General features: G+C 46.2%; 25 protein-coding genes. 11 read left to right on the top strand and 14 right to left on the bottom strand.

Going from position 1 to position 26,700, the window contains the following annotated elements:
* Window positions 1-2 precede the first annotated feature (2 nt).
* From KYK27_RS01650 to KYK27_RS01675, 7 genes are all read right to left on the bottom strand, one after another.
* Window positions 3-233 carry a hypothetical protein gene (locus tag KYK27_RS01650; RefSeq protein WP_199108327.1) on the bottom strand — a complete coding sequence of 77 codons (231 nt, stop codon included), beginning with the start codon at window positions 231-233 and terminating at the stop codon, window positions 3-5.
* 80 nt (window positions 234-313) lie between these two features.
* On the bottom strand, window positions 314-1,219 hold the full coding sequence (locus tag KYK27_RS01655; RefSeq protein ID WP_199108328.1) for a DUF4835 family protein: 906 nt from the start codon (window positions 1,217-1,219) through the stop codon (window positions 314-316).
* A complete protein-coding gene (coaBC, locus tag KYK27_RS18485; protein ID WP_317195875.1) occupies window positions 1,212-1,874 on the bottom strand; it encodes a bifunctional phosphopantothenoylcysteine decarboxylase/phosphopantothenate--cysteine ligase CoaBC in 663 nt (220 codons plus the stop codon). Before coaBC ends, KYK27_RS01655 begins: the two co-directional genes overlap by 8 nt.
* A complete protein-coding gene (locus KYK27_RS18490; protein WP_317195876.1) occupies window positions 1,855-2,415 on the bottom strand; it encodes a flavoprotein in 561 nt (186 codons plus the stop codon). Before KYK27_RS18490 ends, coaBC begins: the two co-directional genes overlap by 20 nt.
* A gap of 9 nt (window positions 2,416-2,424) precedes the next feature.
* On the bottom strand, window positions 2,425-2,754 hold the full coding sequence (locus KYK27_RS01665; RefSeq protein ID WP_162427439.1) for a DNA-directed RNA polymerase subunit omega: 330 nt from the start codon (window positions 2,752-2,754) through the stop codon (window positions 2,425-2,427).
* Window positions 2,755-2,766: 12 nt separating this feature from the next.
* The gene (locus KYK27_RS01670) at window positions 2,767-3,597 is read right to left on the bottom strand and encodes an outer membrane protein assembly factor BamD (RefSeq protein WP_199108329.1); all 831 of its coding nucleotides are present in this window, start codon (window positions 3,595-3,597) and stop codon (window positions 2,767-2,769) included.
* 118 nt (window positions 3,598-3,715) lie between these two features.
* On the bottom strand, window positions 3,716-5,428 hold the full coding sequence (locus tag KYK27_RS01675; protein WP_199108330.1) for an OstA-like protein: 1,713 nt from the start codon (window positions 5,426-5,428) through the stop codon (window positions 3,716-3,718).
* Window positions 5,429-5,553: 125 nt separating this feature from the next.
* Between KYK27_RS01675 and tilS the strand changes: the two genes are divergently transcribed.
* Together tilS and mdh are read left to right on the top strand one after the other, a co-directional pair.
* Window positions 5,554-6,882: a tRNA lysidine(34) synthetase TilS gene (tilS, locus tag KYK27_RS01680; RefSeq protein ID WP_199108331.1), complete on the top strand. Its 1,329-nt coding sequence runs from the start codon at window positions 5,554-5,556 to the stop codon at window positions 6,880-6,882.
* Between the two features lie 107 nt (window positions 6,883-6,989).
* Entirely contained in the window at window positions 6,990-7,931 is a 942-nt protein-coding gene (gene mdh, locus KYK27_RS01685) for a malate dehydrogenase (RefSeq protein WP_162427443.1), read from the top strand.
* Between the two features lie 79 nt (window positions 7,932-8,010).
* Here mdh and KYK27_RS01690 read toward each other — a convergent pair whose 3' ends face one another.
* The 3 genes from KYK27_RS01690 to KYK27_RS01700 form a co-directional block, all read right to left on the bottom strand.
* Entirely contained in the window at window positions 8,011-8,391 is a 381-nt protein-coding gene (locus KYK27_RS01690; protein ID WP_199108332.1) for a hypothetical protein, read from the bottom strand.
* Between the two features lie 922 nt (window positions 8,392-9,313).
* Complete coding sequence (gene recR, locus KYK27_RS01695; RefSeq protein ID WP_199108333.1) at window positions 9,314-9,928, bottom strand: recombination mediator RecR; 615 nt, start codon at window positions 9,926-9,928, stop codon at window positions 9,314-9,316.
* A 9-nt stretch (window positions 9,929-9,937) separates the two neighbouring features.
* Complete coding sequence (locus tag KYK27_RS01700; RefSeq protein ID WP_199108334.1) at window positions 9,938-10,219, bottom strand: ATP-dependent Clp protease adaptor ClpS; 282 nt, start codon at window positions 10,217-10,219, stop codon at window positions 9,938-9,940.
* 243 nt (window positions 10,220-10,462) lie between these two features.
* Here KYK27_RS01700 and KYK27_RS01705 point away from each other — a divergent pair, with 243 nt between their 5' ends.
* From KYK27_RS01705 to KYK27_RS01730, 6 genes are all read left to right on the top strand, one after another.
* A complete protein-coding gene (locus tag KYK27_RS01705; protein WP_199108335.1) occupies window positions 10,463-12,634 on the top strand; it encodes a S9 family peptidase in 2,172 nt (723 codons plus the stop codon).
* A gap of 274 nt (window positions 12,635-12,908) precedes the next feature.
* Window positions 12,909-13,451: a hypothetical protein gene (locus KYK27_RS01710; protein ID WP_199108336.1), complete on the top strand. Its 543-nt coding sequence runs from the start codon at window positions 12,909-12,911 to the stop codon at window positions 13,449-13,451.
* Between the two features lie 149 nt (window positions 13,452-13,600).
* The gene (locus tag KYK27_RS01715) at window positions 13,601-15,238 is read left to right on the top strand and encodes an IPT/TIG domain-containing protein (RefSeq protein ID WP_199108337.1); all 1,638 of its coding nucleotides are present in this window, start codon (window positions 13,601-13,603) and stop codon (window positions 15,236-15,238) included.
* 10 nt (window positions 15,239-15,248) lie between these two features.
* The gene (locus tag KYK27_RS01720) at window positions 15,249-16,214 is read left to right on the top strand and encodes an Ig-like domain-containing protein (RefSeq protein WP_199108338.1); all 966 of its coding nucleotides are present in this window, start codon (window positions 15,249-15,251) and stop codon (window positions 16,212-16,214) included.
* Window positions 16,199-16,933, top strand: coding sequence for a hypothetical protein (locus KYK27_RS01725; protein ID WP_199108339.1), 735 nt, complete (start codon window positions 16,199-16,201; stop codon window positions 16,931-16,933). The genes KYK27_RS01720 and KYK27_RS01725 overlap by 16 nt, the downstream gene beginning before the upstream one ends.
* 2 nt (window positions 16,934-16,935) lie before the next feature.
* Window positions 16,936-18,225 carry a WD40 repeat domain-containing protein gene (locus KYK27_RS01730; RefSeq protein WP_199108340.1) on the top strand — a complete coding sequence of 430 codons (1,290 nt, stop codon included), beginning with the start codon at window positions 16,936-16,938 and terminating at the stop codon, window positions 18,223-18,225.
* Between the two features lie 71 nt (window positions 18,226-18,296).
* Here KYK27_RS01730 and KYK27_RS01735 read toward each other — a convergent pair whose 3' ends face one another.
* The 4 genes from KYK27_RS01735 to KYK27_RS01750 form a co-directional block, all read right to left on the bottom strand.
* Window positions 18,297-19,046 carry a DUF6503 family protein gene (locus KYK27_RS01735; protein ID WP_199108341.1) on the bottom strand — a complete coding sequence of 250 codons (750 nt, stop codon included), beginning with the start codon at window positions 19,044-19,046 and terminating at the stop codon, window positions 18,297-18,299.
* 118 nt (window positions 19,047-19,164) lie between these two features.
* A complete protein-coding gene (locus tag KYK27_RS01740) occupies window positions 19,165-19,824 on the bottom strand; it encodes a YceI family protein (protein WP_199108342.1) in 660 nt (219 codons plus the stop codon).
* Window positions 19,825-19,868: 44 nt separating this feature from the next.
* A complete protein-coding gene (locus tag KYK27_RS01745) occupies window positions 19,869-20,318 on the bottom strand; it encodes a MarR family winged helix-turn-helix transcriptional regulator (RefSeq protein ID WP_199108343.1) in 450 nt (149 codons plus the stop codon).
* A 392-nt stretch (window positions 20,319-20,710) separates the two neighbouring features.
* Complete coding sequence (locus KYK27_RS01750; RefSeq protein ID WP_199108344.1) at window positions 20,711-21,700, bottom strand: enolase C-terminal domain-like protein; 990 nt, start codon at window positions 21,698-21,700, stop codon at window positions 20,711-20,713.
* Window positions 21,701-21,957: 257 nt separating this feature from the next.
* Here KYK27_RS01750 and KYK27_RS01755 point away from each other — a divergent pair, with 257 nt between their 5' ends.
* The 3 genes from KYK27_RS01755 to KYK27_RS01765 all read left to right on the top strand — a co-directional run bounded on the left by KYK27_RS01755 (window position 21,958) and on the right by KYK27_RS01765 (window position 26,618).
* On the top strand, window positions 21,958-23,400 hold the full coding sequence (locus KYK27_RS01755; protein ID WP_199108345.1) for a dicarboxylate/amino acid:cation symporter: 1,443 nt from the start codon (window positions 21,958-21,960) through the stop codon (window positions 23,398-23,400).
* Window positions 23,401-23,600: 200 nt separating this feature from the next.
* The gene (locus KYK27_RS01760) at window positions 23,601-24,950 is read left to right on the top strand and encodes a M16 family metallopeptidase (RefSeq protein WP_199108346.1); all 1,350 of its coding nucleotides are present in this window, start codon (window positions 23,601-23,603) and stop codon (window positions 24,948-24,950) included.
* Between the two features lie 33 nt (window positions 24,951-24,983).
* Window positions 24,984-26,618, top strand: a complete 1,635-nt coding sequence (locus tag KYK27_RS01765; RefSeq protein WP_199108347.1) for a M16 family metallopeptidase — start codon at window positions 24,984-24,986, stop codon at window positions 26,616-26,618.
* The last annotated feature ends 82 nt before the right edge of the window (window positions 26,619-26,700 follow it).

Consider the following 26,700-nt stretch of genomic DNA (forward strand, 5'->3'; position numbering starts at 1 on the left):
CACTAAAAGGCCGCTTCTAAGTCGTAAATAATTTCTTGAATCTGATCTGTGGGCAATACATGTTTGCTTCTGCGCATATCCAGCACGGTAATGTTTTCAGGAGAAATCTGTAAAACCTTACCAGCCAGTACTACCCTGCTGCGCAACACTACTTGCACTGCCGGTCGTTCCAACAGCTCTAAAGTATGTTGGTCAAGCTTGGTTCCGGAAATACGAATCTGGCGTTTGCCCATGTAAGTAAGTTGGCGAAACTATAGTTTATCGCCTCCGTGAAGATACGTGGTTTATCCGAGATTTAGAACAAGTTGAAAAGTTAGCGCTTGAGTAATTGGTCGTACTTGGAGCGGTTGGTGGGGTCTGTTTCGGTAAGTAAAGTATAAGCTGCCTGTTTATCAGCCGGAGCAGCCATTTTAAACATATTCAGCAATTCATCAGACTTGGCCTCGAAGAACGAACGAACTATAGCAGCGCCCGGTTTCTGCTTATTCAGCTTACTTACCTCCTGCAGCACTTCGAGCACTGTTTTGCGCGCCTTCTCCGGGTTCTCGGCCATCATATCCAATCCCTGTCGGTGCATTTTATAGATACCCTCCCGGAAACCTGCGAATTGCGGATCCTGCAGGTTATCAACCAGCCAGTAGCGGTTACGGTTGCTATCGAAGGCTTTCCAGCCCGGGTAGTTAGCGCCTTGCGATGCCGCCAGGTTTACCACACTTCTGGCTTTATCAAAGGCCTGACCGCCACCCATTTTACCAAAGCTGTCGTTATCCATCCCGATGATCAGGTAGGCATAAAAAGCCAGCATCGAGGTCAGGTTAGAACTATAGTTGTTATCGGCGTATTGCAGCAACTGGGCATTGTTGTACTCAAACATCCAGTCCTTATCTATAAAAGTGAACAGCGTGGATTCGTAACCTGTACCATACGCCGGCCTTACTGATACTACCTGCACATTTGCCCTGAAAATACCAATTTGTGGCATCTCGGTCAGGTTGATAAGCAGACGACACTTAATGCGTTCTTCAGCTCCGTAGGATTGGTTGCCCCAGCGCTGCGTATTCATCAGCTCTTCGATGCGGGTCTGCATTTCGGTAAACAGCTGCTTGTCCGTCGACTGTATCTGGTCGCTGTTCACGACTACATCGCATAGCAATTCCTGGGCCTTCGCGCCAAGCGTAGCTATCGTTAGCATCACCAGCAAAAGTAGTTTCTTAGCCATGTAGTCTTTCCCAAACAAGGTTTACGAGATCCTGTGCCACTTCAGTCTTTTGCTTTAATTCAAAAGCAGTGGTTTTGCCAGGTTCTATAATAGTAATTTTATTGGTATCGTGTTTAAAACCGGCGCCTTCATCACGCAGCGAATTCAGCACGATCATATCCAGGTTCTTTTTCTTTAGCTTTTCCGCAGCGTTGGCACTTTCGTTATCCGTTTCCAAAGCAAACCCTACTGAGAATTGCCCCGGCTTTTTCTGTTTGCCTACGGTCGCCGCTATATCAACGTTCTTAACAAGCTCTATCGTGAGTTCGTTGCCTGCTTTCTTTATTTTTTTATCTGCAACTACCTTTGGCTTATAGTCTGCTACGGCGGCAGCATAAACTAAAATATCTGCTGCATCAGCATGGGCCAGCACGGCTGCATACATTTCATCAGCACTTGTTACCGGTAATACTTTTATAGTTGGGGTAGTTGTTTTCTGGTTGGTCGGGCCCGATACTAAGATTACATCAGCACCCTTTCCCGCAAATTCCTCCGCAATCGCAAAACCCATTTTGCCAGTTGAGTGATTCCCGATAAACCGTACCGGGTCAATGGCTTCGTAGGTTGGGCCTGCAGTAAGCAGTACGGTTTTGCCTTTAAACGATCTTTCCTTCACGGGCAAAAAAGTTCTGAAGTACCTCCATTATTTCTTCGGGTTCTGCCAGTCGGCCCTGCCCTATTAGTCCGCTCGCCAGTTCGCCGTAGCCAGCTTCTATAATATAGTTGCCGTAGCCGCGCAGCTTCGTAAAATTGCTCTGCACAGCCGGGTGCTGGTACATATCCAGGTCCATGGCCGGCGCCACAAAAACAGGGCAACGTGCTGATAAATAAGTGGCTGAAAGCAGGTTATCGCAGAAGCCGTTGGCAAATTTGGCAACGGTGTTGGCACTGGCCGGGGCTACAACTATAGCATCGGCCCAAAGGCCAAGTTCCACGTGGTTGTTCCAGAGGCCGCCTTCTTCTTTTACAAAATGGGTAAGCACGGGCCGTTTAGAAAGTGTGGCCAGTGTGAGCGGGGTTATAAACTCAGAAGCAGAAGTGGTCAGGATAACCTGTACTTCTGCTTCTGCTTTTACGAGTTGGCGGACCAGCAAAGCTGCTTTATACGCAGCAATACTTCCGCAAACTCCCAGTATGATTTTCTTATGCCGGAGCATGGGCCGCTATTACAGCGTTTCTTCTGTAGCTTCGTCTTCTTCCGGGTTACGCAGGTACACTTTACCTTCCAGAAACTCCTCAATAGCAAGGCTGGTTGGCTTTGGCATACGCTCATAATATTTAGATATCTCGATCTGCTCACGGTTCTCGAACACTTCTTCCAGGTTATCTACAGTTGTAGCAAACTCGGCAAGCTTAGAATTCAATTCCTCTTTCAGCTTCACAGATATCTGGTTAGCTCTTTTAGAGATAACTGACACAGACATGTATACGTTACCGGTCTGCTCTGCAAAGTCGGCCATGTTGCGTGTTACGATTGATGATGGAACTGATGCCATATGTATAGTTACTTAAGAATTTGCTTGAGTTGATTTTTCTGATTTGATTCTTTCGAGTTCTGCCAGTGTGTTGTCGTAAAACTGATTGGCACTACGCATAAACTCACTTTCAGGATACTGGTCTGCAAAGGTCTGGTAAAAATCTACTACTTCGTAGTAACGTTCTTCCTGCTTTGACGGTACGCTCTCCTTTGCATACTCGTACTGCGACTCTATCTTCATGTAAGCGGCTTCTTCAGCGTAAGGCGAAGACGGATATTCTTTAATGAAGTTGTCAAGTGCCACTACAGCTGCTTTATAATAGCGGATCTTATAGTATAGTTTCGCGCTGTCGAATGCTTTCCTATCTAATTTAATGCTCAGGTTTTCCAGTATCTTATTTGCCTCTTCGGTGTATTCACTCTCCGGGTAACGGATCATAAATTCCTGAACTGACTCCATCGCTATTAACGTGCTCGCCTGGTCCTGCTCATAGTCCGGCGACTGGTTATACGACGACTTTACCTGCATAAACATTGCCTTTTCAGCTTTCGGGCTACGCGGGTACGTGGTATAGAAGTTACGGAAATACGTTTCGCTAAGCAGGTAGTTGCCTAACTCAAAGTTGGAGCTTGCCTGGTAAAAAAGGGCATCTTCAGCCTGTTCAGTACCTGTCAGTAAAGGTGCAACAGCATCCAGCAACTCACTTGCGCGGTAGTAATCGCCTTTTTCGTAATATTTTACAGCGGCGGCATACTTTTGCTGTACATCGTTGCTTTTCAGGAGCTTTTGATAATTGCTACAGCTGGCAGCCGTAAGCAACAGGGCCAAAAGCACAACGATATGGGAAAGTCTTTTCTTCATGAACGGGCAAAATTATACAATATCCATATGATTTACAACTATGAATCGGGCCAACTTAAATAAACCTGCGTCAGGTCGGCTATAGTTTTTCCAAACCTCACCCCTGCCTGGGGCTGGCTTACTTTTTAGCAGGCTTTTCGCGTTTTTTTTGCTGCGCTTTTGTCTGCTTTTTAGTTTTAGATTTACTTTTTGCTGCCGGTTTTGGCGCTACAGCTGCCCTTGGAGCAAAAATCTGCGGCTTGGTTGGCCGTAATTCCTGGTACCAGGTAAAGCCTTCCAGTTGTTTTTCTGTATCAGTCAGCTCATGCGGTGGTATGAAGCTGGCATCCGGATTTACGAGAAACGAGATTCTGTCCAGTTTATTTTCTGCAAACTTTAATACCATGTCACTACAGATGGCTTTGTTCATACCGGTGAGTGTGGTATCACCTTCCAGCGCAAAATAAATACTCTCCCCGTTCCCGTTCACATTAACGCGCTTCAGGTCGCCGTCTGTAAAATACGCTACCATATTGCGCCCTTTCACCTGGTTATAGTTCTTCAGGGTGTCTTCGGAGGCCATAAACGCATTGCTGTACATGTACATGCGATCGATGGTCTTGTTGCGGAGGTAAATATGAATGGTATCTGAAACCAGCTGGTTGTTTTCGCTCCAGAGCACCGGCTTCACGTTCATATGCATCACCGAGTCGGTACGGTTAAAGCTCAGCGAGTCGCATTTGCCCTGCAGGTCGTTCTTAAATATCTTTACATTGTTGTAAGCAAACAGCATACTTTTTGTACCAGGCCCCTTTGCTTCTCTGGATATCAGCGAATCAGCAGACAGGTATAAAGTATCGTTTTTCATGATGCTCTCCATCACCGGGCTGCCCGAAACTTTCGCCACGCCGCGGTCGCGCCAGTAGCGGCCTACCTGCCCCCGTATTGTAACATCATCTTTCAGCGACCTGAGCGAGACATTTTTCCGGGCTACACCATATCCTGTATTTTGGTCATAGTATAGTTCATCGCCTCCTAATCTGTACTCAGGCGTCAGGATGTAAGCATTTTTACCAAAGTTAGAGACCTTGGTCAGGGTGTTATAGCTTCCTTCTTCAGCATACAAATCACCCTTCTGCCCTTTAATCACCGTTGGCCCCAGGAAGTACACGATTTTACTATGGGTGTTATAGCGCATGTTCTCAGCCGTGATATTATAGTCTGCGGTAGTAACTTTAACGTTCTGCTGAAAGGTAAACTCTTTGGTGTTGGTATTGTAAGTTCCACGCCGGCTTTCCAGTCGGTTCTCCGGGTCTATGATAATACCACCTTCGGTATAGACAGCCGTTTTGTTGTTAAGGTTATAATCCAGGCTTGGCGTGGTGAGGTTCATGCGCGGGTCCTGCATCACCACATTGCCGGTCATGCGGGCAGTACGTTTGGTACCGTCATAAGTCGCATGGTCGCCGGTTATAGTCAGGGTATCCCCCTGTACAATGCGCACATTACTAAAGGCTTCCAGCACCTGCGTATTTCCGCCATACTGGTACACAGAGTCGGCGTACAGATATGTTTCGCGTTGCTTAAAGCGTACATTCCCGATCAGTTTATCTACACGTTGCCCGTTTATCAGGGTTCCGACAAGGTTATCAGCCCCGATCAGTTCTACCTTACCATTTTGCTGCTGATTAGCAGGTTGCTGACGTGCAGGAGTTTGCTGTTGCCTTACCGGTTGCTGCTTTGCTGGCTGTTGTTTTGGCGCCTGCGGATCACGCTTAAGCGGCTGTTGCCCGAAAACTGTCAGCGTCAGGAAGGTAAAGACAATAGAAAACAGTAATTTTGTGTACTTCATGTATTTCTTCTGACAAAAGACAAAAGATATATTGATAAAGGATAGTGTAATCATTTGTCTATCGTCTAACAATCTTCTGTCTGAACTATACTTCAAAATTAGGAAAAATTTACCAGCCGCTGCTTATGCTACAGAAAGTTTCAGGTTTTATACAATCTCATACGCTTTGCCAGCCAGAGAGTAGAATATTAGCAGCCGTTAGTGGCGGAATAGACTCCGTAGTGCTTTGCGAAGTACTACACAAGCTTAAATACGATTTTGCCATAGCGCATTGTAATTTCGGGTTACGCCCCGAAGACGCAGAAGCGGACCAGGTATTCGTTAAGAAACTGGCTAAAAAATACGAGGTGCCCTTCTTTACCGAAAACTTTAACACGAAAGCTTTTGCCGAGCAGGAAAAACTTTCGATACAAATGGCTGCCCGCACGTTGCGATACCAGTGGTTTGAGCAGGTGCGCCAGCAGGAAGGCTACGACTACGTTGCCACCGCCCACCATAGCAACGACACAACCGAAACCATATTGCTGCACCTCACCAAAGGTACCGGCATTGCAGGTTTGCACGGTATTCCGCCTAAAAATGGCTACATCATCCGCCCGATGCTTTCAGTTACCAAAGATGATATTTTTGAACTGGTAACCGAACGTAAACTGATCTGGCGCGAGGACGTATCGAATGAAACTACCAAGTACCAGCGCAACAAGATCCGTCACGAAGTTATTCCGGTGCTGAAAGAGATCAACCCGAACCTGGAAGAAACCATGCAGCACACGGCCGAGCGCGTAAGCCACGCCGAAACTATAGTTGCCGCTTATATTGAAAACCTGCGTGAGCAAAGTGTGAAAGAAGCTGAGGATGCCTGGTATATTTCGCTGGTGCCGCTGCAAAACGCTACTGGCCTACCGGTTGTGCTACACGAATTGCTCCGCCCGTTCAACTATAGTTATAGCGTGGTGCTGGAGTTAGTAGATGCGCTGGAGGGTATTTCAGGTAAGCAATTCGACTCACCAACCCATACGCTGGTAAAAGACCGCGACCAACTGGTAATTACGCCGCGCAACCTGAGCAGCTTCGGCAGCATACTTATACAGGAGGGCGACACAACCGTGGAGGCCGGCAATCAGACTTTTAACATAAAGTATATAGATGCTGCCAACTATAAACTGAACACCAAACCCTTTGTAGCAGCACTGGATGCGGAGCAACTCAGATTTCCGCTGAAGCTGCGTAGCTGGCAGGAAGGCGACTGGTTTGTGCCGCTGGGCATGAACGGAAAGAAAAAGATAAGCGATTTCCTGATCGACAGGAAAGTACCGGCCAACCTTAAATCTCAAACCCTAGTATTAGTATCCGACCAGTCTATCGCCTGGATCGTGAACCAGCGCCTGGATAACCGCTTTAAGGTAACAGATAAGACCGAAAAAGTGGTAGAGATAAGCCTGGCCCCACGATAGAAAGTATGCATAAAGAATAACTATACTTTACGGGCTTTTAACAATAGATTTTTCTAATTTTACCGGAAGTAACCGAATTCTCAAACTAACATAAAGTATATCCGATAATGAAAGTAACTGTAGTTGGAGCTGGTAACGTTGGTGCAACTTGCGCTGATGTTTTGGCTTACCGCGAAATCGCGAACGAAGTAGTTTTAGTGGATATTAAAGAAGGTTTTGCTGAGGGCAAAGCGCTTGATATCTGGCAGAAAGCCCCTATCAACCTTTACGACACACGCACTGTTGGCGTAACAAACGATTACAGCAAAACTGCTGGTTCTGATGTAGTGGTTATTACATCTGGTTTGCCACGTAAGCCAGGTATGACGCGCGACGACCTGATCTCTACGAACGCAGGCATCGTGCAGTCAGTAACTGAAAATATTGTTAAGCATTCACCGGATGCAATCATCATTGTGGTTTCTAACCCACTTGACGTGATGACTTATGCTGCTCACATTACCTCTAAGCTGCCACGTACACGCGTAATGGGTATGGCCGGTATCCTGGACACTGCCCGTTACAGAGCATTCCTGGCTGAGGCCCTGAATGTATCTCCAAAAGACATCCAGGCGGTATTAATGGGTGGCCACGGCGACACCATGGTTCCGCTTCCGCGTTACACTACAGTTGGTGGTATCCCGGTAACAGAGCTGATCGGCGAAGAAGAACTGAATGCTATAGTTGAACGCACCAAGAACGGTGGTGGTGAACTTGTGAAACTCATGGGTACTTCTGCCTGGTATGCACCGGGTTCAGCAGCTGCACAGATGGTAGAAGCCATCGTACGTGACCAGCGCCGTGTATTCCCAGTTTGCGTGAAGCTGGAAGGTGAGTACGGTATTGATGGTGTTTATTTAGGTGTACCGGTTATCTTAGGTAAGAACGGTATCGAGAAGATCATTGAACTGCAACTGAACGAAGACGAGAAGCAACTGCTTGAGACGTCTCGCGGACACGTGAAAGAAGTAATGGAAGCGCTTGACAACATCAACGCAGCCAAAGCTTAATTATAAAATTGCTTATTGATAAAGAAAGCGCCGCTTCTGAAAAGGAGCGGCGCTTTTGATTTATAGTTTAGGTTAGGGTTTACTCCTTAATACGAATTGCTTCAGGTACAGGAATAGTTACCTTCTCATTTTGGTGGATTACACTTTTCAAATACCGATCCGCAGCTTCCACATTTTCTTTGAAGGTAAGAATCACAATTCCATCTTTCATCTCTTCAGTCAAATTTTCGACACCTTCCAATTCTTTTATTACCTGCACTTCATTTATCCAATCCGGGTTGATCTCTTTTAAAGCCATTTCAGGTAATTTATAGTCAACGCCATTCGTCCTGAGAACAAACAAAGGCTTCTTAGAAACAGTATTATTTGTTTCAACTATTTGAGTAGGGGAAATCTGCACAACTACATTACCAGAAATGAGAGCTAGTATTAAGGTAATACCTAAAAGAATGTATTTCATAAGGAGTTAGTTTATTTGATAGTTGAACTATAAGGTAGGGAAAAATCGGAATATTCCGGCACTTTCTAATTTGAGCTTCTCATAGCAGCTTTTCAAGGAAGTGAGAGAGTTTTGTTATTGCTATCTTATTGTTTCGTAGTTAGGTTGGTCCAACCACCCCCAGCCCCTACTTGTCTAAGGCAGGGAGAATTATGTGCGACTTCTCTGTCTGTCATCCTGAAAGGATCTTGGGAGAAGGGAAGTAAGACCTTTCCCAAGAGGGGAATTTCTGCTTTTGCTATAGTTGGTGGCTACAGCTCTATAGTTATAGTTTCAACACCCCTGTAGTCTCCTCAAGGGGACAATTTTGCTATTACCAATTTCAGTTCTATAGTTATTGTTTGTCATCCCCCGCCCCCTTCAAAGGGGGACTTTCTGCTACTGCTTTCCATCTGTCATTTCGACGTCAGGACAAATCTGAATTAACTATAGTTACATACCGTAATTACGCCAGGTTCACCTGTCCCTTTGAAACTACAACCACGATAAATCTCGAAGCTTATAATTTCAAACTAGGGCGAGTGGTTGCTATGAGAAATGTATCAGTCTTTGGGTGGAGCGCCTTGTAGATTTGCGGTACCGTAGGTATTGCGACGCAGGAGCAAAGCAAATGTACACCGCGCGATGCCCGAAGACGGGGCCTCCCGGCCGTGAGGGCACCAAAGCCAACTATAGAACTGTAGATTTGTAGAGCTCCCAGGATTAGAGGAGATTTGAAAGAAAAGGCTTGATTCCGATTGTAGAGTAGCTACCTATAGAACTTTAGCTTCTCGAACTATAAGCTGAGATAGATTTCTCACTTCGTTCGAAATGACAAAAGATCAAACAAAAAAGGGATTGCAACTATAGTTGCAATCCCTTTTCAGAAATCTCTTAATCTAGTTTAAACTCTACCGTAAGCAGTTCTTTCCACGATACTTCGGCCTAAGGTAATTTCATCAGTATATTCCAGTTCACCACCAACTGGTATGCCTCGTGCAATCGATGTAATCTTCAGATTCTGATGGTCGCGCAGTTTGCGGGTGAGGTAAAAAGCAGTAGTATCGCCTTCCATAGTCGGGCTTATTGCCATCAGCACTTCTCTTACTTCTGTTGAAGGCAACAGGCGCTCCAGCAAACTATCGATATGCAGGTCTGATGGGCCAACGCCTTCCAGAGGCGAAATAACACCACCTAATACATGATACAAGCCTTTGTACTGCGCCGTATTTTCAATCGCGATCACATCACGGATATCACTTACTACACACAGCAGACTACGGTCACGGAGCGGGTTGGCGCAGATGCCACAAACTTCGGTATCTGAAATGTTATGGCAGGTGGTGCAGTGTTTTACTTCTGTCCGCATTTTCACCAATGCCTCAGCCAGCGAAAAGGTATCTTCCGATTCGTTTTTGAGCAGGTGCAACGCTAAGCGAAGGGCCGTTTTTTTTCCTACACCGGGCAGCTTGGCCAGCTCTTCCACGGCATTTTCTATTAGCTTCGACGGAAACTCCATTTAACCTCCTTACTGAATATCCGCAGAAAGCGATTTGTTGTGCAACGAGGTACACATACCAGACAACTCCTCGTAAGAGCCCATTTTAACGGTACACTTGCCTTTGTAATGGATAAGCAATGTGCATTGCTCTGCCTGTTCTGCAGTGTGGCCGCATACTTTAATCAGCGTCTCGATCACGTGGTCAAAAGTATTTACGTCATCATTAAAAACGATAAGCTGGCGCAGGTCGGTATTCTCTTCCAGCACAGCAACATCTTCCTGATGTAAAATTTCTCTCTCAGTATTCATGGTACAAATTTACGTAATTTACAGGACTTTAGGAAGCAGCTACTTAACTATAACACAGCTCGGCTGCTGCCCGAAGTATAGTTTTTAACAATCCGGAGTAGCTTATAATTCCTGTACACAAAACATACTGAACTATAGTTTTTGCAGCTTGTCACGCATAAAAGGCGCTATTTTTGCTCTTTAACCGGAATACTGTTTTCTTGCAGTTAATTACACTTTCAACAACCACCAATTTAATCTATAATGATCTTTTCGAACCGATTGAAAGGGCTGGCATTTACGTTTTTGCTTGCTGTTGCCGCGTTGCAACTACAGGCCCAGGACAAAATGCTGACCATGGAAGATGCCATCATTAACCCGGCACTTCAACCAGAAAACCTGCGCCAGCTTAACTGGGTAGCAGGTTCCGACGACTTCACCTATGTTAAAGACAATGCACTTATCCGTGGTAGCGCGAAATCAACCAAGCACAAAACCATACTTACAGTAGATAAGCTGAGTGCTGCGTTGCAGGCTGCCGGCGCTAAAGAAGTAAAAAGCTTCCCGGCTGTGTTGTGGCAGGATGCGCACACAATGGTACTGAACCTGCAGGGCAAGATATTTAACTACAACCTGAAAAACGGAAAAGCAACTATAGTTACTTCTTATGCTGCCGATGCCGAGAATGCAGAACTGGACCCAACCAAACAGCGCATAGCCTATACCAAAGGCAACAACCTGTATGTTTCTGCCCCGGGTGCTGCCGATGTAGCAGTTACCAATGAGCAAAACGAAGCTATCGTTAACGGACAAGCGGCGCACCGCTCTGAGTTCGGAATCAGCAAAGGCACATTCTGGTCACCAACTGGTAAGAACCTGGCGTTTTACCGCATGGACCAGACCATGGTTACTGATTATCCACTGGTTGATATAGCCCCGCTTCCGGCAAAACTGAATAACATTAAATACCCGATGGCTGGCGGCAAGAGCCACCACGTTACGGTGGGTGTTTACAACACTGCTACCAAGCAGACTACTTTCCTGAAAACCGGCGAACCTGCCGAGCAATACCTGACCAACATTACCTGGAGCCCGGACGAAAAACACATCTACATTGCTGTAGTTAACCGCGACCAGAACCACATGAAACTGAACCAGTACGATGCTGCTACCGGTGAATTTGTAAAAACGCTGCTGGAAGAAAAACACGCCAAGTATGTAGAGCCTGAGAAAGGGTTATACTTTGTACCTGGTAAAAACAACCAGTTCGTAAGAGTGAGCGAGCGCACCTGTTTCGACCATTTATACCTGTATGATACCAACGGCAAAGAGATCAGAACCCTGACTAAAGGTGATTGGATGATAACTGATGTACTTGGTTTCAGCAAGGATGGCAAGAAACTATACTATAGCGCAACTGCTGAGAGCCCGCTGGAGCGCCACTTTTATAGTGTAGACTTAAGTAATGGCAAGAGCACTCGTTTGTCGCAGGGCGGCGGTACGCACAGCGCCAAACTTAGCCCGAACGGCAATTACATCATCGACACTTACAGCAGCCAGGTAACGCCACGCAAGATCTGGGTGATCAACAATAAAGACGGTAAAGTAGCGCAAACACTGCTTACTTCTAAAAACCCTGTAGCTGATTATACACTTGGCGAAGTAACCATCTTCCCTATTAAAGCGGATGATGGAACGGATCTTTACACCCGCATGATCACGCCTCCGAACTTTGATAAGAACAAGAAATACCCGGTGGTAGTGTACGTGTATGGTGGCCCGCACCTGCAACTGATAACAAATAGCTGGCTGGGTGGCGCTAATCTTTGGATGCAGTTAATGGCCCAGAAAGGCTATATCGTATTTACTTTAGATCCACGTGGTACTTCAGGCCGTGGGCTTGAGTTTGAGCAGGAAACGTTCCGCCAGTTAGGTACAGTTGAGATGGCAGACCAGCTGCGTGGTGTAGAATACCTGAAATCGTTACCTTATGTAGATGCTGACCGCATGGGTATTCATGGCTGGAGCTTTGGTGGATTTATGACAACATCCATGATGCTTAAATCGCCTGACACCTTTAAAGTTGGCGTGGCCGGCGGTCCGGTTATCGACTGGAATTACTACGAAATTATGTACACCGAGCGCTACATGGACTCTCCGGAGCAGAACCCGGAAGGCTATAAAAATGCCAACCTGCTGAACTACGTAAAGGACCTGAAAGGCAAATTGCTCATGATACATGGCACTGTAGACGATGTAGTTGTTTGGCAGCATAGCCTGGCGTTCATCAAAAAAGCGGTAGACGAAGGCATATTGCTGGATTACTTTGTGTACCCGGGCCATCCGCATAACGTGATCGGCAAAGACCGCGTGCACCTGATGCGAAAAGTAACGCAGTACCTGGATGATAACCTGAAAGCTACTCCACAACAATAACAACTATAAAAAAGGCGCTGATGATCTCAGCGCCTTTTTTATTTCATGGCGCGAGCGTCTTCGCTCGTGATCAATTATAGCGGGGCCTCCGGCCCCTTTAGTATGTTGGCAGGAGGATAGATAGTGGAAACTATTAACACCCGTCCAAAGGCCTAACTATAACAAGTCGCGAGCCAAGACGCGAGCGCTATCGTTAGCAACTCAAACTATAAATTTACCTGAAACCCTTATTTACGTACCTTTGCACAAGTGTTAACATTTATACATTTTCCTGATGCCTGCACCTTCTGCATCTTTCAAAAAAGCCATTAAACAACTCGGTGATAAGGAGAAAGAAACCTTATTGCTGAAAGCTGTGCGCCGCGATGCCGAACTATACGATATGTTTGCTTTCGAACTCGGCGAAATTACATTGGAGGAACTGCAGGAACGAAGCCAGGATATGATACATGAGCTTTTGCTGAACGCAACAGGCCGCAGTTTAACCAAAGCCCTGGCCAAGGCACTGCGCAAAGCTCTGAAAGAAATTGCCCGTTTTAAACGTGTAACCAAAGACAAAAAGGCCGAAGTGGAGCTGCATCTTTACGTTCTGGATATCATCTTCCGGAACTATACCGGCCAGTTCGATAGCTACTATAAAGTTTTCTACACCTCAACGGCTAAATTGCTGCTCAAAACGATACTGCTCATCCGCAAAAACCTGCACGAAGATTACCACCTGGAATATAAAGCTGACATCGACGATTACCTGGAACAGATTCGGAACCGCAATAAACCGCTGCCAATAGAATTGCCGAAAGAGTTTGAGCTGGAGTAATATATCCATACCCTTTTATAGTTTTCAGTAATATGTTCCTATATTTATAAGAGAATTACATTATAAGAATCTCTTAATTTAAGCAGGAACAGACTTAAGTGAAAGTTATACCAAACAGGCTTGGCAACAATAGGTGTGGTCACAGTAGCTTGATACCCTTCTCTATACTTTTTGTGCTTGTTTCGTTTTGCCTTTGGGGCTGCTCAGAGGACGAGGAAGTGATAGGCCCATTGCGCAAAAGCGACAGAACCGTTATTAATACCCGTCCGCCATCTTTTGTTACTGTAGACTCTGCTGCACTCAGTGCTGAGATACTTGAAACCGGCCCTTTGCCAATTATAGAAGCAGGCTTCCTTCTTTCTCAGGACCCGCAGCCTACCCCTGAAACAGGCACTTTTATTAAAGTTTCGGAGGGAGCCAAAGCCGGGCCCTATAGTATAGTTGCCAAAAATCTGGATGCGAATAAAAAATACTACTATCGCTTTTATGCTAAAGATAAAGAGCAGGTTCTTTGGGGTAGTATACAATCGTTTACAACATCAGGAATTGCTATCAGCAGGGTCAGTTATGGAGATGTAGCCGATGCCGCTGATTTTTATGAGGCAGGTGCAGGAAACAATATGATGATCCAGGGTACTAACTTCAGTCGGAAAGCATCGGAGAACATAGTTAAGATAGGAAATATAGTAGTACCCGTTACCTCAGTGTTTGTTTTTAACGAACTGGAACAGGCTACCGTTTTGTCCTTTACTATTCCGGAGCATATCACCCCAGGCAATTATGAGATATCCGTAACAAGGGCTGGACAGACAGTAAAAGCATCGGAGCTATTACGCATACTGCCTGGTAAATGGAAACGGCTGCAGAACACTAACATGAGCATGCTGGCCGGAAGGCCAACCTATAGTGCCAGTGCCTTTGCACTAGATGGTAAGGGGTATGTTGCCGGCCTGCTTCCTTATCTGCCGGTCAGCCTTTATCAATATACTGCTGATCCAGAGAGCTGGACTAAACTGAAGATCACTATTGATACATACCACACTTTTCTGACAGCCTTTGGGTTAAACAGTAAGATTTATGCAGGGGTAGCAGCACCCAACTATAACAATACAACCCAGTTCCGCTATGAGGTAAAGCTACACGCCGTAGACCCGGTTACTGGTGCGCAGGAGCAAAAACAACCAATGCCTGCAGGCTACCCTACCAGCAGTGTTACCATCACAAGGTTTACCATCGGTGATAAGGCTTATATGGGTGGGGGCAATTATGCTATCGATAGCTGGGGAAACAGGGTTGCTCGGAAAGACTTCTACCAATACACACCTGCCATCGACAACTGGACCAGAATATCCGATTTCCCGGGAAAATCCACTACCAATGCCATAACTTTTGAAATAAACGGCACAGCCTACTTAGTAGCCCCTACGCATGATAATAAGGTCCTCCCGGAAGTGTGGGCTTATGAGTCCGGCACAAACACTTGGACCCGGAAAAGGGATTTCCCAGGTCAGTTAAAAACCAGCATGACGGGATATGCTATCGGCTCGGCTGGTTATGTTATAGGCGGCACTGTAAATCCTTACAGCTATAGTTATAACGGTCCTGATAAAAGAGATTTCTGGAAATATGACCCTGCCACAGATACCTGGCAGGAAGTGGCCAGTTTTGATGGAAACAATTCTACAGGGATCGTGAGCTTTGCGATGCATGGTAAGGCGTACGTTGTCTATCAGCCATCCCAATACAGTAATACATCAATCGTTTGGGAGTATACTCCAGCTCCATAAATTATCGATCATGATAAAAAGTATAAAGCTACAGCTACTTTTATATCTTTTGTTTGGGCTGCTGCTTTCCTGCAAAGAGGAAGTTAATATGCCCGCCCCGGAAAAAAGGCTTGCCGTGAAGGTGGTGAACAGCCAGAACCAGCCGGTTCCGAAAGCAGGCGTAAGCATTTACACCAACGAAGCAGACTGGCAGCATGAACAGAATGCCACTGCTACGGTCATAACTAACGAAGCCGGTATCGCAACTATAACAAACATCGGTAGCGAAAAGCTCTGGATCAAAGCAACCTGGATAGACCTTAAAACAAGAGAAGTATTTCAGAACACCCTTGTCAGTTTTGAGCCTGTAAACCCTTTGCCTGACAACAGCTTATCTACTTATAGTGTTAAGATCAATTCAGCAAAAGTTTTAAAAGGGATCCACATCAAGCGGGTTACCTATACCGGCTATATTTTCAGCGGCTGCGACCAGCCCTATGACCGGAGTGATATCTACTACTGCGGCTACTATTATTATTTACCAGATGTTTCTGGCACGGCCTGCGATATATACCTGATGATTGAAAACTCCATCAGCAACTATAGCTTCGCTGTGGGCAGTTACGTTTATAGGTCGGAAGTACAGACCGATGCCCCGCCTGATGGTGCTTCCTTTGAAGTAAATAAAACGATCACAGATTTCAGAAGGCCCTATTACATCGGGGTGCGCGAACACTTAACCCTAAACCCGCAGCTCTATACTTCCAATACATGCACTAACGGAAGCAGTGCCTATGCAAGCCTGGGCGACTATCTGGCGTCAGAAGAGGGCCAAGAGTATATTTTCAAATCTAAAGACAGGTATGTGAGAGGTAAAACACCGCTACTTAATGTGGATAATGGCATCATGCCGTCGTACCCTGTCAATGAGCTGATAGTAAAGTCTGATTACGGTGACGGGACAATAACATTGCAACTGGAATGGATTTACGAATAAAATATATAACCGGAATCGCGGCCTTATGCCTGTGCTTATGGCTCCGTCCTCAGGCAACAAGCGCACAGTTCCTGCACAAATGGCAGGCTGATGTAACTATAGGCACAGCACACCCTACGCGGGATAAGTATTTCGTGAAAGAAGGTTACCCCTCCCTCTCCCTGATAGGTAATATGAAAGCTGGGAAAAGAACAGAGGCGCAAATAATGCGAAACCTGAGCCACTTGCTGGCAGTTGGAGGCGGGGTATCTGTCACTACCTACAAAACCTTACAGGTCCCGAATCAGAATGAAAGGGTCAATTTTAAGTTAAACCTCAGCACCCTGAATGCAAGCAGCAGGATATACCCTATAGGCAGGATATACCGCTTTACCCCTTTTCTGCAGGCTAATGTAACCTATGGACGGGTAAGTGTAAAACATGACAGCTTTACCTATAGTGTCGATTCTCTTTCCACACACCCCGGCAACCCCAACCACCCGGCACTGCTGAGTATTATGTTTACAAAACCCAAGGCAAGTCAGCAAAGCAATGTCTTTGGGTTTGGCGCTACTGCAGGGGCAGAAATGCTACTTAGCGATGCTGTTGGTGTATCCTTACAGGCCGGCTACCATCAGCACCGGACCGAACATATGTTGCTGCTGCAGGAAGATCTTGCTTCCTGGGATGTGAAGCTGGGGATGTTTTTAAGGCTGTTTAAAACCAAAACTTATTATTAATTATGCTGAAGAAGTGGACACTTATATGGGCCGGCATTCTTATTTACAGCTCGGTGTATGCACAGAAAGTTGAACATACTACACTCGGCGACCCGAAAGCTATAGTGTATGACCTGGAGTTCAGTAAGGATGGCAGCAAATTAGCTACAACCGAGGGCAACCGGGTAAATATATGGACACTGGAGCAGCAACAATTACTACAAACTTTAAATGGTCACGAATCTGCAGTGCTCGCGCTTGCTTATGTAAATGATAACATGCTGGTTTCGGGGAGTAAAGACGGGCAGCTATTTCTATGGGATACAGCTACTGGCACTCCGCAAAAGCGTATAGCGGCACACCGAGGCCCTGTAACTGCCGTAGCTGTGAGCCCGGATGGTAACTTAGTAGCCACCGCCGGTGCCGATCACCTGGTAAAAGTATGGAACATGGCCTCAGGAATGGAAGAAACAGTTTTTTCAGGACATACGGCTGATGTAACATCGGTGGCTTTCAGTAAATCCGGGGATTACCTGATAAGTGGAGGAGGTGACAGCCAGATAATGGTGTGGCAACTTTCAGAAAAGAAATTGTTTAAAACATTACAGGGGCATACCAACTGGGTAAGAAGCATTGCCGTGCACCCTGATGGTAATACCATTGCCAGCACCGGCGACGATAAGCGCATACTGATCTGGCAGCTGCAAGAAGCTGAGGCTATAACTCCGGTACAGGAATTCAGGAAGTTGCATAAAAACTGGATAACAAGTGTTGATTACCAAACAAACGGCTCCTACTTTGTAAGTACCGGCCATGACAACAACATGACTATCAGCCGTGCTGATTCGCCTAAAAACTACTATTATACAAAGTACAGGAACAGACTGATACACCACAAAGGATACCAATATGCCTGGAAGACCGCATTTCAGCCAAACAGTTACCACGTAGCTGTTGCTACGCTTGGCAGTGGAGTTTTACTAACAGATTACTTTCAGAAAATTTATAATATCCCGCATGAGCTTTTTATTACAGCTATAGACAACCAGCAGTACAAAGAGCAACGCTATGAATTTAAGGCTGATAAGGCTGTGGTTAAGATAGAAGGTGAAGTAAGCAGGCCGAAAATGGTAGCCAGCATGAACCTGCTGCATGGCAAAAAAAATATAGCAGTAGACGTCAGGCGCAACGGCAAATTTTCGGTTACTGTGAATTTGGCTACTGACGGAAGCGACCTGAGCTTTACCATAATGGATAAAGATGGGCAGATTAACCCATCCGGGCATAGCATCAAAGTTCACTTTCAAAAATAGAGTGGTAATGCATTTACCGCAAAACCTGACCCTTAATGGCTGAAACGGAACTGACGGCCGCGTATTCGTATTTATAGTTCCCTTACCTCTATCTCTTCCAAGTTAATATCCGATATCTTTTTCAGTTTACCGGCTTCGAAAGCCCTGTCATAGTTTTCGATGTTGAAATCTTTCGCTTCTGCTGCATAGTTAGCGTAATCCTGGAAAAGAATACCGCCTACTTTACGGGGATTGACAGCTTCGCGGAAGCGGGTGCCACCGCCATCTACTAAAAACGAATAGGCCAGGTAGTCCATCGTATAGTTCTTCTGATGAAACCAGTACACATACTCATCTTCGTGGTCTTCGCCACCGCCATCCTGGGCAAACTTAACTTTAATTTTATAGTAGGGCTCGCCTTTTACAGTTAATTCTCCCAGGTATTCCTTCTGCACGGCATCGTCGTTTAAAAAGTAAGGCAGTAGCGCAAAGTATATTACCCCGTTCACGGAGTTACTGTAGGCTTTCACTTTATCGGCTGGCAGATCAACTTTCTGGTCGTTTATAGTTCGGGTAAAGCCGCTGTTTTGCAGCACATCGTACACACGCTGGCCCGTAGAGTCGGTAAAGGTGCGGCTATACACGTAAGCGCCGTTGTCGCGCAGGGCTCTGTACAGGTAATCCCGGAACTTGAAAGTAACTATGGCCTTGTTTAGCTTTTCGCCGCCGTGGGTGGCAATGGCTTTGTCTACAATTTCCTGGGCCGATGGCGCTTTTGGCTCACATGAAGCCAGGAGAAGCAGGGTAAAAACTATAGTTATGGTAGTGTAAAGGATGCGCATCAGCTTTAATGTGTAGTTTATTTCAAAGATAACAAACTATAGGTTAGGCTAAAAGAAAACCGCCCCGACACTGCAAAGAGCGCCGGGGCGGAATCAAAACCATTTATATCTACTCAGATTACTGCTTTGCAGTTACATTGAAAGATACTGTAAAGTCATCCATGATCGCTTTGTCGCCAAGGCTACCGAAGAAAGACTCAGAACCATATTTCACGTCGTACTGCGCACGGTTTACAGTTACATCAGCTTTAGCAGTAGCTACGCCGTCTTTAACGGTAACAGTAGCCGGGAACTGAACTGGCTTAGTAATGCCTTTTATAGTTAATAAACCATTTACTTTATAGTTTGGCTTACCAGCAGCAGCTTTTGCAATCGGAGCAAGCGACTTAATTTCGAACGTAGCAGTTGGGTGTTTCTCTACACCAAAGAAATCATCAGACTTCAGGTGGCCTACCAGTTTGCCATTGTATTCCGGATCAGTAATATCAGTAACAGCGATAGAGTTCATATCGATCACAAATTTACCGCCAGTTACTTTGTTTTTGTTAACTACCAGGTTACCACTTTTTACACCGATAGTACCAAAGTGCTCGCCTGCAACTTTTTTACCATTCCATTTTACTTCGCTCTTTTCTACAACAGCGTTGTAAACACGGCCTTTAGCAGGAGCAGATACTTCTGTAATCGCTACAGCATTTTCAGTTTTAGTTGTATTACCAGCATAAGCCGTCATAATCAGGGCGCCGGCAAGAGAGGCAAGAATTGCTACTTTTTTCATTTTACTTGATTTAATTTATAGTTATAGTATTGGTTACTTTTTAATTATTGTCTGACCTTATCCAGTATTCTGTTAAGCTCTATAGTCTCCTCTTCTGTCAGGTTATGGATCCCGGTTTTATTATTGTCATCCAGCACATCCAGTTCCTTCAGCAGTGCAAGTCCTTTATCTGTTATCAGCACATCCACGGTACGTCTGTCGTTGGGGCATTGCTTGCGCGTTACCAGCTCTTTTACTTCCAGTTTATCAACTATCCGCGATGCATTCGATGTTTTATCCAGCATGCGCTCTATTAGCATACTTACCGTAGCCGGCTTCGGGTGCTGCCCGCGCAATATGCGAAGCACATTATATTGCGGTAGCGTAATGCCGAACGGCTTAAATAAGTTGCTTTGTTCCAGCTCCAGCCAGCTCGCTGTATAAAGCATGTTTATAAATGCTTTATGGTACTCGCTTTTAAAGGCGCTCTGCTTTATTTCTTCTTCTATCTTCATCGGTGTTATGAATGATGATGCAAATATATGTACATACATTTAATGTACAAACACAATACACGTTTTTTTTCAGATTAGTTTCAAAAAACTTCAGATTATTCAGAATTAGTGCCCTGGAGGGCTAAAGAACGGGCTAAAAAGATGGCTCTGGAAAGTCCGGAACGCCAAAGGTAGTAACGAAGCAGATCTCGAGAACTATAGTTTCAGCGACTAGCTGTGTCGGGGCGTGCCGGCACAGCCGTCGGGCTCTCGCGGCTCGCTCTATAGTTTGTGCCCAACTATAGGAGCTCAGACAACCGCTCCATCCCTCACGCAAAGTTCGCTACTGGAAGTTAGTTTCTTGTCAGCGGCATCAATCAGCCATCAACAGTTCAACCACCCGGCCAGTAAATCTATTTCAAGTATAAAATCCCCTGTTCTTCGCGTACCAGTTTAAAAGGCTCGTCTTCTATAATCAGAAATCCATCCAGGTCAGCGAAATCGAAGGCGGCGCTAAGTTGCATGGCACTCCATATCCCCAGACTGGTCTCCACCATGCACCCGATCATGGCCATCAGCCCATTTTTGCGGATGTCTTGCAATAACCGAACCGCGTTTAGATAACCACCGGCTTTCATCAGTTTTATATTCACGCCATGAAATTCCTGGCGCAGCATTGCAAAATCAGCATTATCTGTCACAGACTCATCGGCAACCAACGGCAGCGGACTAAGCGGTTTTAAATGGGCATAAGCAGCAGCTTCGGAAGCAGGCATGGGTTGCTCTATAAACAGTACCCGCTGCTTATCTATAGTTTCCAGGAAGCGTAACAGGTCGTCGGGGTTTTGCCAGCTCTCGTTACCATCCAGTACTACCGGTTTATCCACCACATCCAGCACCTGCTGCAACAGGTCAGCGCCCTGCTCGCTGTTTACTTTAATCTTAAGGCAGGGGAAACGCTGCAGATTATGCTTCACGATAAACTCTTTTACCTGCCCCGGCTCCATTATCGGCAACGAGAAACAGGTACCCTGCTGTTGCGGCATTGGCTGCCCCAGCAACTGGTGCACTGCAAGCTGTTTTAACTGGCAATAGTAATGTAAGTAAGCAGCCTCAATGGCAAAGCGCAGCGAGTTTACAGGCGTATGTTCGGTTAACAGCTGTAACAGGTCATCCATCGACTTAACACCGGCCAAACCCGCCATAATAAGCACCTGGTATTGCTGTAGCAGCAGATCTGGTGTTTCGCCATACCGGATATTAGGGGCCGCTTCGCCAAAACCGCTGTACTTCCCGTCAGAGACCTGCACCAGGAAATTCAGTTTCTCATCGCTGGCATTGCGCGCTATGCGCCAGGTATATTTTAGTTTCAGGTGCAGAGCCTCAATGCGCCAGGTTAGCATATAGCAAAATATTAAGTTTGGGTTAGCTGAGGCTAAATATACTGATAAGGCACAACATAAGATGCACCGCCTTACGGGTTAATGACACTATAAAATTGAGTTTATACTATAACTGGCTTTGGCTTTGCGCTTGATCTGGTTATATTTGCTTAGTTTTAACAGGTGGGTTTATGAGCTTTAAATACCTTAATGGCTGCTTATTACTTACTTAACATCCGGCAACCTGCCTCTGGCGGGTGCTATACTTCACTCATCTTATGAAGAAATTATCTTTTATTCCTGTAGCTGCGCTGTTAAGTATTACGATTGCGGCTATACTCACCGTGTTACAGTTCTATAACATAATTAACCTCCCGGGCGAGGTACTGATGGCTGTGCGCTGGACCTGTATCGGCTTTTTGCTGGCTTACGGTATTCAGAAAAAGTCACTTACCACCTGGATTTTGATCAGTATGGTTCTGGGTATTGAGATCGGTTACGATTTCCCGGAATTTGCAACCAACCTCAATGTACTCAGCAAGGTCTTCCTCAAGCTGATAAAAACAATTATTGCACCGCTCATTTTCGCCACGCTGGTAGTGGGTATTGCCGGCCACTCTAACCTGAAACAGGTAGGCAGCATGGGCTGGAAAGCGCTGGTTTACTTTGAAGTTGTTACAACTATAGCCCTGTTCATCGGTCTGGCAGCCATCAACATCAGCAAAGCCGGCGAAGGCGTTGATATGAACCTGGCTGAAGTAAACGAAGAAATCAAGGCCCCGGCCAAACAAACTGCAGCAGATATTATCCTGCACGTTTTCCCGGAGAACATTGCAAAATCCGTAGCCGAAGGACAGGTGTTACAGATCGTGGTATTCAGTGTGCTTTTTGCCATTGGCCTGGCCATGGTAACCGAGAAAAAGCGTAAGCCTATGCTCGATTTCTGCGAAAGCTTATCCGAAACCATGTTCAAGTTCACGAACATCATCATGTACTTTGCACCGGTGGGTGTGGGTTCGGCTATCGCTTATACGGTTGGCCACATGGGGCTCGGCATCCTGGTAAACCTGTTCCATTTGCTGGCAACCTTATATGTAGCGCTGCTTGCCTTTGTGTTGCTGGTATTATTGCCGATAGCGTTAATTGCCCGCGTTCCTATAGTTCGTTTCCTGAAAGCGATCTCTGGCCCGGTATCTATCGCTTTTGCTACTACAAGCTCTGAAGCTGCCCTGCCACGCGCCATGGAAGAAATGGAGAAACTGGGTGTGCCCCGCAAAATTGTGGCCTTCGTAATGCCGACCGGCTATAGTTTTAACCTTGATGGAACCACCCTTTACCTATCACTGGCTGCTGTATTTGTGGCGCAGGCCGCTGGAATTCCGCTAAGCTGGGAACAACAGTTGGTGATGGTATTTACCCTGATGCTAACTAGTAAAGGTGTTGCCGGCGTACCAAGAGCATCCCTGGTTATTTTATTAGGTACTGTTGCTTCCTTTGATCTTCCGGTTTGGCCTGTATTTGCCATTTTAGGTATAGATGAGCTGATGGATATGGCCCGTACCTCCATTAACGTAACCGGTAACTGCCTGGCAACAGCCGTGGTAGCCCGTTGGGAAGGTGAACTGGATATTCAGCCGGAGACTGGCATAATAGCTACCACCAACCCTGAACTGGCAGACGAACTGCCTGTTACAGAAGAAACTCCAAAAGAACTGGTATAACTATAGTTCAGAACTTTTCAGAAGGCCCCGCCCACACAGGCGGGGCCTTTTTTGTGCAGTCGGTTAGCGATAAAACACGATAGTTAATAGATATAAAGGCGCTATATAACCAGTAGCTTGGGCAAAGAATGTAAATCAGCTATATTTAAACAACGGTAGTACCGTACATACTCAAACTTTAACCAGCTAAAACTATATCCATGAAAAACAAGATAGTAGCTATGCTCCTGCTGATGCTCTTTACCGTTACCGGCGTAATGGCACAGCAAAGCAGCAAGATCCTGCCCTACCCTATTCACCAGAAAAAGCTCGATAATGGCCTGAACGTGGTAACCGTACCTTATAACAGTCCGGGTATTGCCGCTTTTTATATAGTTGTGAGAGCCGGCTCCCGCGAGGAAGTGGAGAAAGGCAAAACTGGCTTTGCGCACTTTTTTGAGCACATGATGTTCCGGGGCACCGACAAATACAGCAAAGAACTATATGGCGATGTAATGAAGGAAATGGGTGCTGCTGCCAACGCCAACACCAGCATCGACCGTACCCTGTACCACATGACCGGTAATGCCGATATGCTGGACAAGATGTTCGAGATAGAAGCAGACCGTTTTCAGAACCTGAAATACAGCGTGCACGACTTTAAAACTGAAGCCGGTGCCGTAAAAGGTGAGTACACCAAGAACTCCGCAAGTCCGTACCAGCAACTATACGAAAAGCTGGTAAGCACTGCTTTCACCAAGCACACTTACGCGCACACTACCATGGGCTTTTTTGAAGATGTGGTGGACATGCCAAACCAATACGATTATTCCTTAACCTTCTTCGACCGTTTTTACCGCCCGGAATATACCACGATACTGGTTGTTGGCGATGTTACTCCTGAAAAAGTAAACGGCCTGGCACAGCAGTATTTTGGCAACTGGAAGCGCGGCAACTATAAACCAACTATAGCCACAGAGCCAAAGCAAACCCAGACCCGCTATGCACATGTACAGCAGCAGGGCTTCCCGCCATACTTAACGCTGGCTTTTAAAGGACCTTCTTTCTCGGATAAGTATAAAGACCTGCCTGCGCTGAGCATTCTTTCCAACATTCTATTCTCGCAGAACTCTGATTTGTACCGCAAACTGATAGTGCAGGAGCAAAAGGCACGCTTTATTGGCGGTGGCCCGCAGTTCTCCCGCGATCCCAACCTGGTTTCTTACTCGGCATCGGTAGTTAACGCTAACGACCTGCAGTATGTAAAAGACGAAATGATGCGTGTGCTGAACGAAGCGAAGACCAAGCCGATAGATGCCAAGAAGATCGCTGACACCAAATCGCGCATCAAGTATAGTTTCGCCATGAGCATGGATAGCCCCGATGCCATTGCCAACTCGCTGTCGCAGTACATCTGGCTGACAGGCAACCCGGAGGCCCTCAACAACATGTATGCAGTATTCGATACCGTTACGGCCAAAGACCTGATGGATGTAGCCAAAAAGTACTTTACACCAACCACACTCACGGTGGGCACCATAAGCCCGTCGGAGAAATCGCTTGTGAAGTAATTTTATAGTTAACCAGACTTAGAGAAAGAAAAGATGAAAAAAATAGCTGCTTATATACTGCCTGTTGCCCTGTTGGCTGCCTCCTGCACCAAACAGCCGCAGGCATCTCAGCAAACCACTGATACCGCTGCAACTACCGAAACAGCTCCTGTAGCGTTTGATGCTAACACGGCCTTTGGCCCGAATAAGGTTGTCGAGCTACAGAATCCACAGTCGAACAAGGTCATCATTAAATTGATGTTCAAAAACGGTTCTATGTCGGATCCGAAAGGCAAGGAAGGCCTGACTTATGCCACTGCCCAGATGATCGCCAACTCCGGCACACAGGACATGACTGTTACCCAGATCCGCGAAAAGATATACCCATGGGCGGCCGGTTACGGAGCTAGCACTGATAAGGAAGTAACCACCTTTACGTTTGCCGTGCACCGCGATTTCCTGAACGACTTTTACCCGATCGTGCGTGGCTTGATGCTGCAGCCAGCTTTTGCCGAAGACGATTTTAAGCGCGTGATCTCGAACCAGCAGAATTATGTGGACCAGGTGATACGTGCCTCGTCGGATGAAGAGTATAGCAAGAAAGCGCTGGAAGATTTGTTATTCCGTGGCACCAATTACCAGCACGTGGTGGAAGGTACTTCAGCCAGCGTTAAGAATATTACCCTGGAGGATGTGAAAAACCACTGGAGCAACATGTTTACCCGCAACAATGTGATGATTGGTGTGGCTGGTAACTATAACAACGAGTTCCTGAACAAGCTGAAAGCCGATGTAGCCCAGTTATCCGAAGTTAAACCAACTATACCAGTAGCAGGCCAGCCAAACAAACCAAATGGTGTGCAGGTGGAGATCATCCAGAAAAACGATGCCCTTGGCTCCGCTATATTCACTGGTACCCCAATGCCGGTTACGCGCTCAGCCGATGATTTTGCAGCGCTGATGGTAGCCAACTCGTTTTTAGGGGAGCACCGCAAAAGCTACGGCAAACTATACGACAAGATCCGCACCACCCGCTCCATGAACTATGGCGACTACTCTTATATTGAGTGGTACGATAACGGCGGAAGTTTCCAGCTGCCAAACCCGGGCGTGCCGCGCACATCCAACTACTTTGCGCTTTGGATACGCCCGGTACAGATTGCCGAAGGTTTGAAGCAGCAGTATACCGAGTTGAAAGACATTAACGTAGGCCATGCCCATTTTGCGTTACGCCTGGCCATGCGCGAAGTAGATAACCTGATCAAGAATGGCATGACGCAGGAAGAATTTGAGCTGACTCGCAAGTTTCTGCGCTCGTACATGAAACTATACGCCCAGACCGAAGAGAAGCAATTAGGCTTTTTGATGGATTCACGCTTTTATGGCCGTGAAGACTACCTGCAGGAAATGGACCAGCTATTGGCTAACCTGACCGTGGACCAGGTAAACAATGCCGTGAAGAAGTACTGGGATGTGCAGAACATGTTTGTAACTATAGTTACTGACGACAGCGAAGCCGAGCCGTTAAAACAGGCGTTGCTTAACAACACGCCATCCCCAATGAGCTACTCAAACTTAGTAAAAGAAGGCTTACCAAAAGAAGTGCTGGCCGAAGACGACATCATTGCCAACTATAAACTGAATGTGAAAGGCGTGAAGATTGTAGACAGCAAGGATACGTTTAAGTAAACTATAGTTTAGATACAGAAGCCGGAGTTCATATTAAATGGGCTCCGGCTTTATATTGGCATTGTGTTAGTTATCTGCTTAT

Origin of the sequence: Pontibacter populi, from assembly GCF_019336435.1 — a bacterium.
In the GTDB taxonomy this organism is placed as follows: domain Bacteria; phylum Bacteroidota; class Bacteroidia; order Cytophagales; family Hymenobacteraceae; genus Pontibacter; species Pontibacter humidus.

Excerpts from the sequence above, each read along its gene's own strand:
- KYK27_RS01650 (WP_199108327.1), bottom strand. The coding sequence starts at position 233 with ATGGGCAAACGCCAGATTCGTATTTCCGGAACCAAGCTTGACCAACAT.
- KYK27_RS01655 (WP_199108328.1), bottom strand. The coding sequence starts at position 1,219 with ATGGCTAAGAAACTACTTTTGCTGGTGATGCTAACGATAGCTACGCTT.
- KYK27_RS18490 (WP_317195876.1), bottom strand. The coding sequence starts at position 2,415 with ATGCTCCGGCATAAGAAAATCATACTGGGAGTTTGCGGAAGTATTGCT.
- KYK27_RS01665 (WP_162427439.1), bottom strand. The coding sequence starts at position 2,754 with ATGGCATCAGTTCCATCATCAATCGTAACACGCAACATGGCCGACTTT.
- KYK27_RS01670 (WP_199108329.1), bottom strand. The coding sequence starts at position 3,597 with ATGAAGAAAAGACTTTCCCATATCGTTGTGCTTTTGGCCCTGTTGCTT.
- KYK27_RS01675 (WP_199108330.1), bottom strand. The coding sequence starts at position 5,428 with ATGAAGTACACAAAATTACTGTTTTCTATTGTCTTTACCTTCCTGACG.
- tilS (WP_199108331.1), top strand. The coding sequence starts at position 5,554 with ATGCTACAGAAAGTTTCAGGTTTTATACAATCTCATACGCTTTGCCAG.
- mdh (WP_162427443.1), top strand. The coding sequence starts at position 6,990 with ATGAAAGTAACTGTAGTTGGAGCTGGTAACGTTGGTGCAACTTGCGCT.
- KYK27_RS01690 (WP_199108332.1), bottom strand. The coding sequence starts at position 8,391 with ATGAAATACATTCTTTTAGGTATTACCTTAATACTAGCTCTCATTTCT.
- recR (WP_199108333.1), bottom strand. The coding sequence starts at position 9,928 with ATGGAGTTTCCGTCGAAGCTAATAGAAAATGCCGTGGAAGAGCTGGCC.
- KYK27_RS01700 (WP_199108334.1), bottom strand. The coding sequence starts at position 10,219 with ATGAATACTGAGAGAGAAATTTTACATCAGGAAGATGTTGCTGTGCTG.
- KYK27_RS01705 (WP_199108335.1), top strand. The coding sequence starts at position 10,463 with ATGATCTTTTCGAACCGATTGAAAGGGCTGGCATTTACGTTTTTGCTT.
- KYK27_RS01710 (WP_199108336.1), top strand. The coding sequence starts at position 12,909 with ATGCCTGCACCTTCTGCATCTTTCAAAAAAGCCATTAAACAACTCGGT.
- KYK27_RS01720 (WP_199108338.1), top strand. The coding sequence starts at position 15,249 with ATGATAAAAAGTATAAAGCTACAGCTACTTTTATATCTTTTGTTTGGG.
- KYK27_RS01725 (WP_199108339.1), top strand. The coding sequence starts at position 16,199 with ATGGATTTACGAATAAAATATATAACCGGAATCGCGGCCTTATGCCTG.
- KYK27_RS01730 (WP_199108340.1), top strand. The coding sequence starts at position 16,936 with ATGCTGAAGAAGTGGACACTTATATGGGCCGGCATTCTTATTTACAGC.
- KYK27_RS01735 (WP_199108341.1), bottom strand. The coding sequence starts at position 19,046 with ATGCGCATCCTTTACACTACCATAACTATAGTTTTTACCCTGCTTCTC.
- KYK27_RS01740 (WP_199108342.1), bottom strand. The coding sequence starts at position 19,824 with ATGAAAAAAGTAGCAATTCTTGCCTCTCTTGCCGGCGCCCTGATTATG.
- KYK27_RS01745 (WP_199108343.1), bottom strand. The coding sequence starts at position 20,318 with ATGAAGATAGAAGAAGAAATAAAGCAGAGCGCCTTTAAAAGCGAGTAC.
- KYK27_RS01750 (WP_199108344.1), bottom strand. The coding sequence starts at position 21,700 with ATGCTAACCTGGCGCATTGAGGCTCTGCACCTGAAACTAAAATATACC.
- KYK27_RS01755 (WP_199108345.1), top strand. The coding sequence starts at position 21,958 with ATGAAGAAATTATCTTTTATTCCTGTAGCTGCGCTGTTAAGTATTACG.
- KYK27_RS01760 (WP_199108346.1), top strand. The coding sequence starts at position 23,601 with ATGAAAAACAAGATAGTAGCTATGCTCCTGCTGATGCTCTTTACCGTT.
- KYK27_RS01765 (WP_199108347.1), top strand. The coding sequence starts at position 24,984 with ATGAAAAAAATAGCTGCTTATATACTGCCTGTTGCCCTGTTGGCTGCC.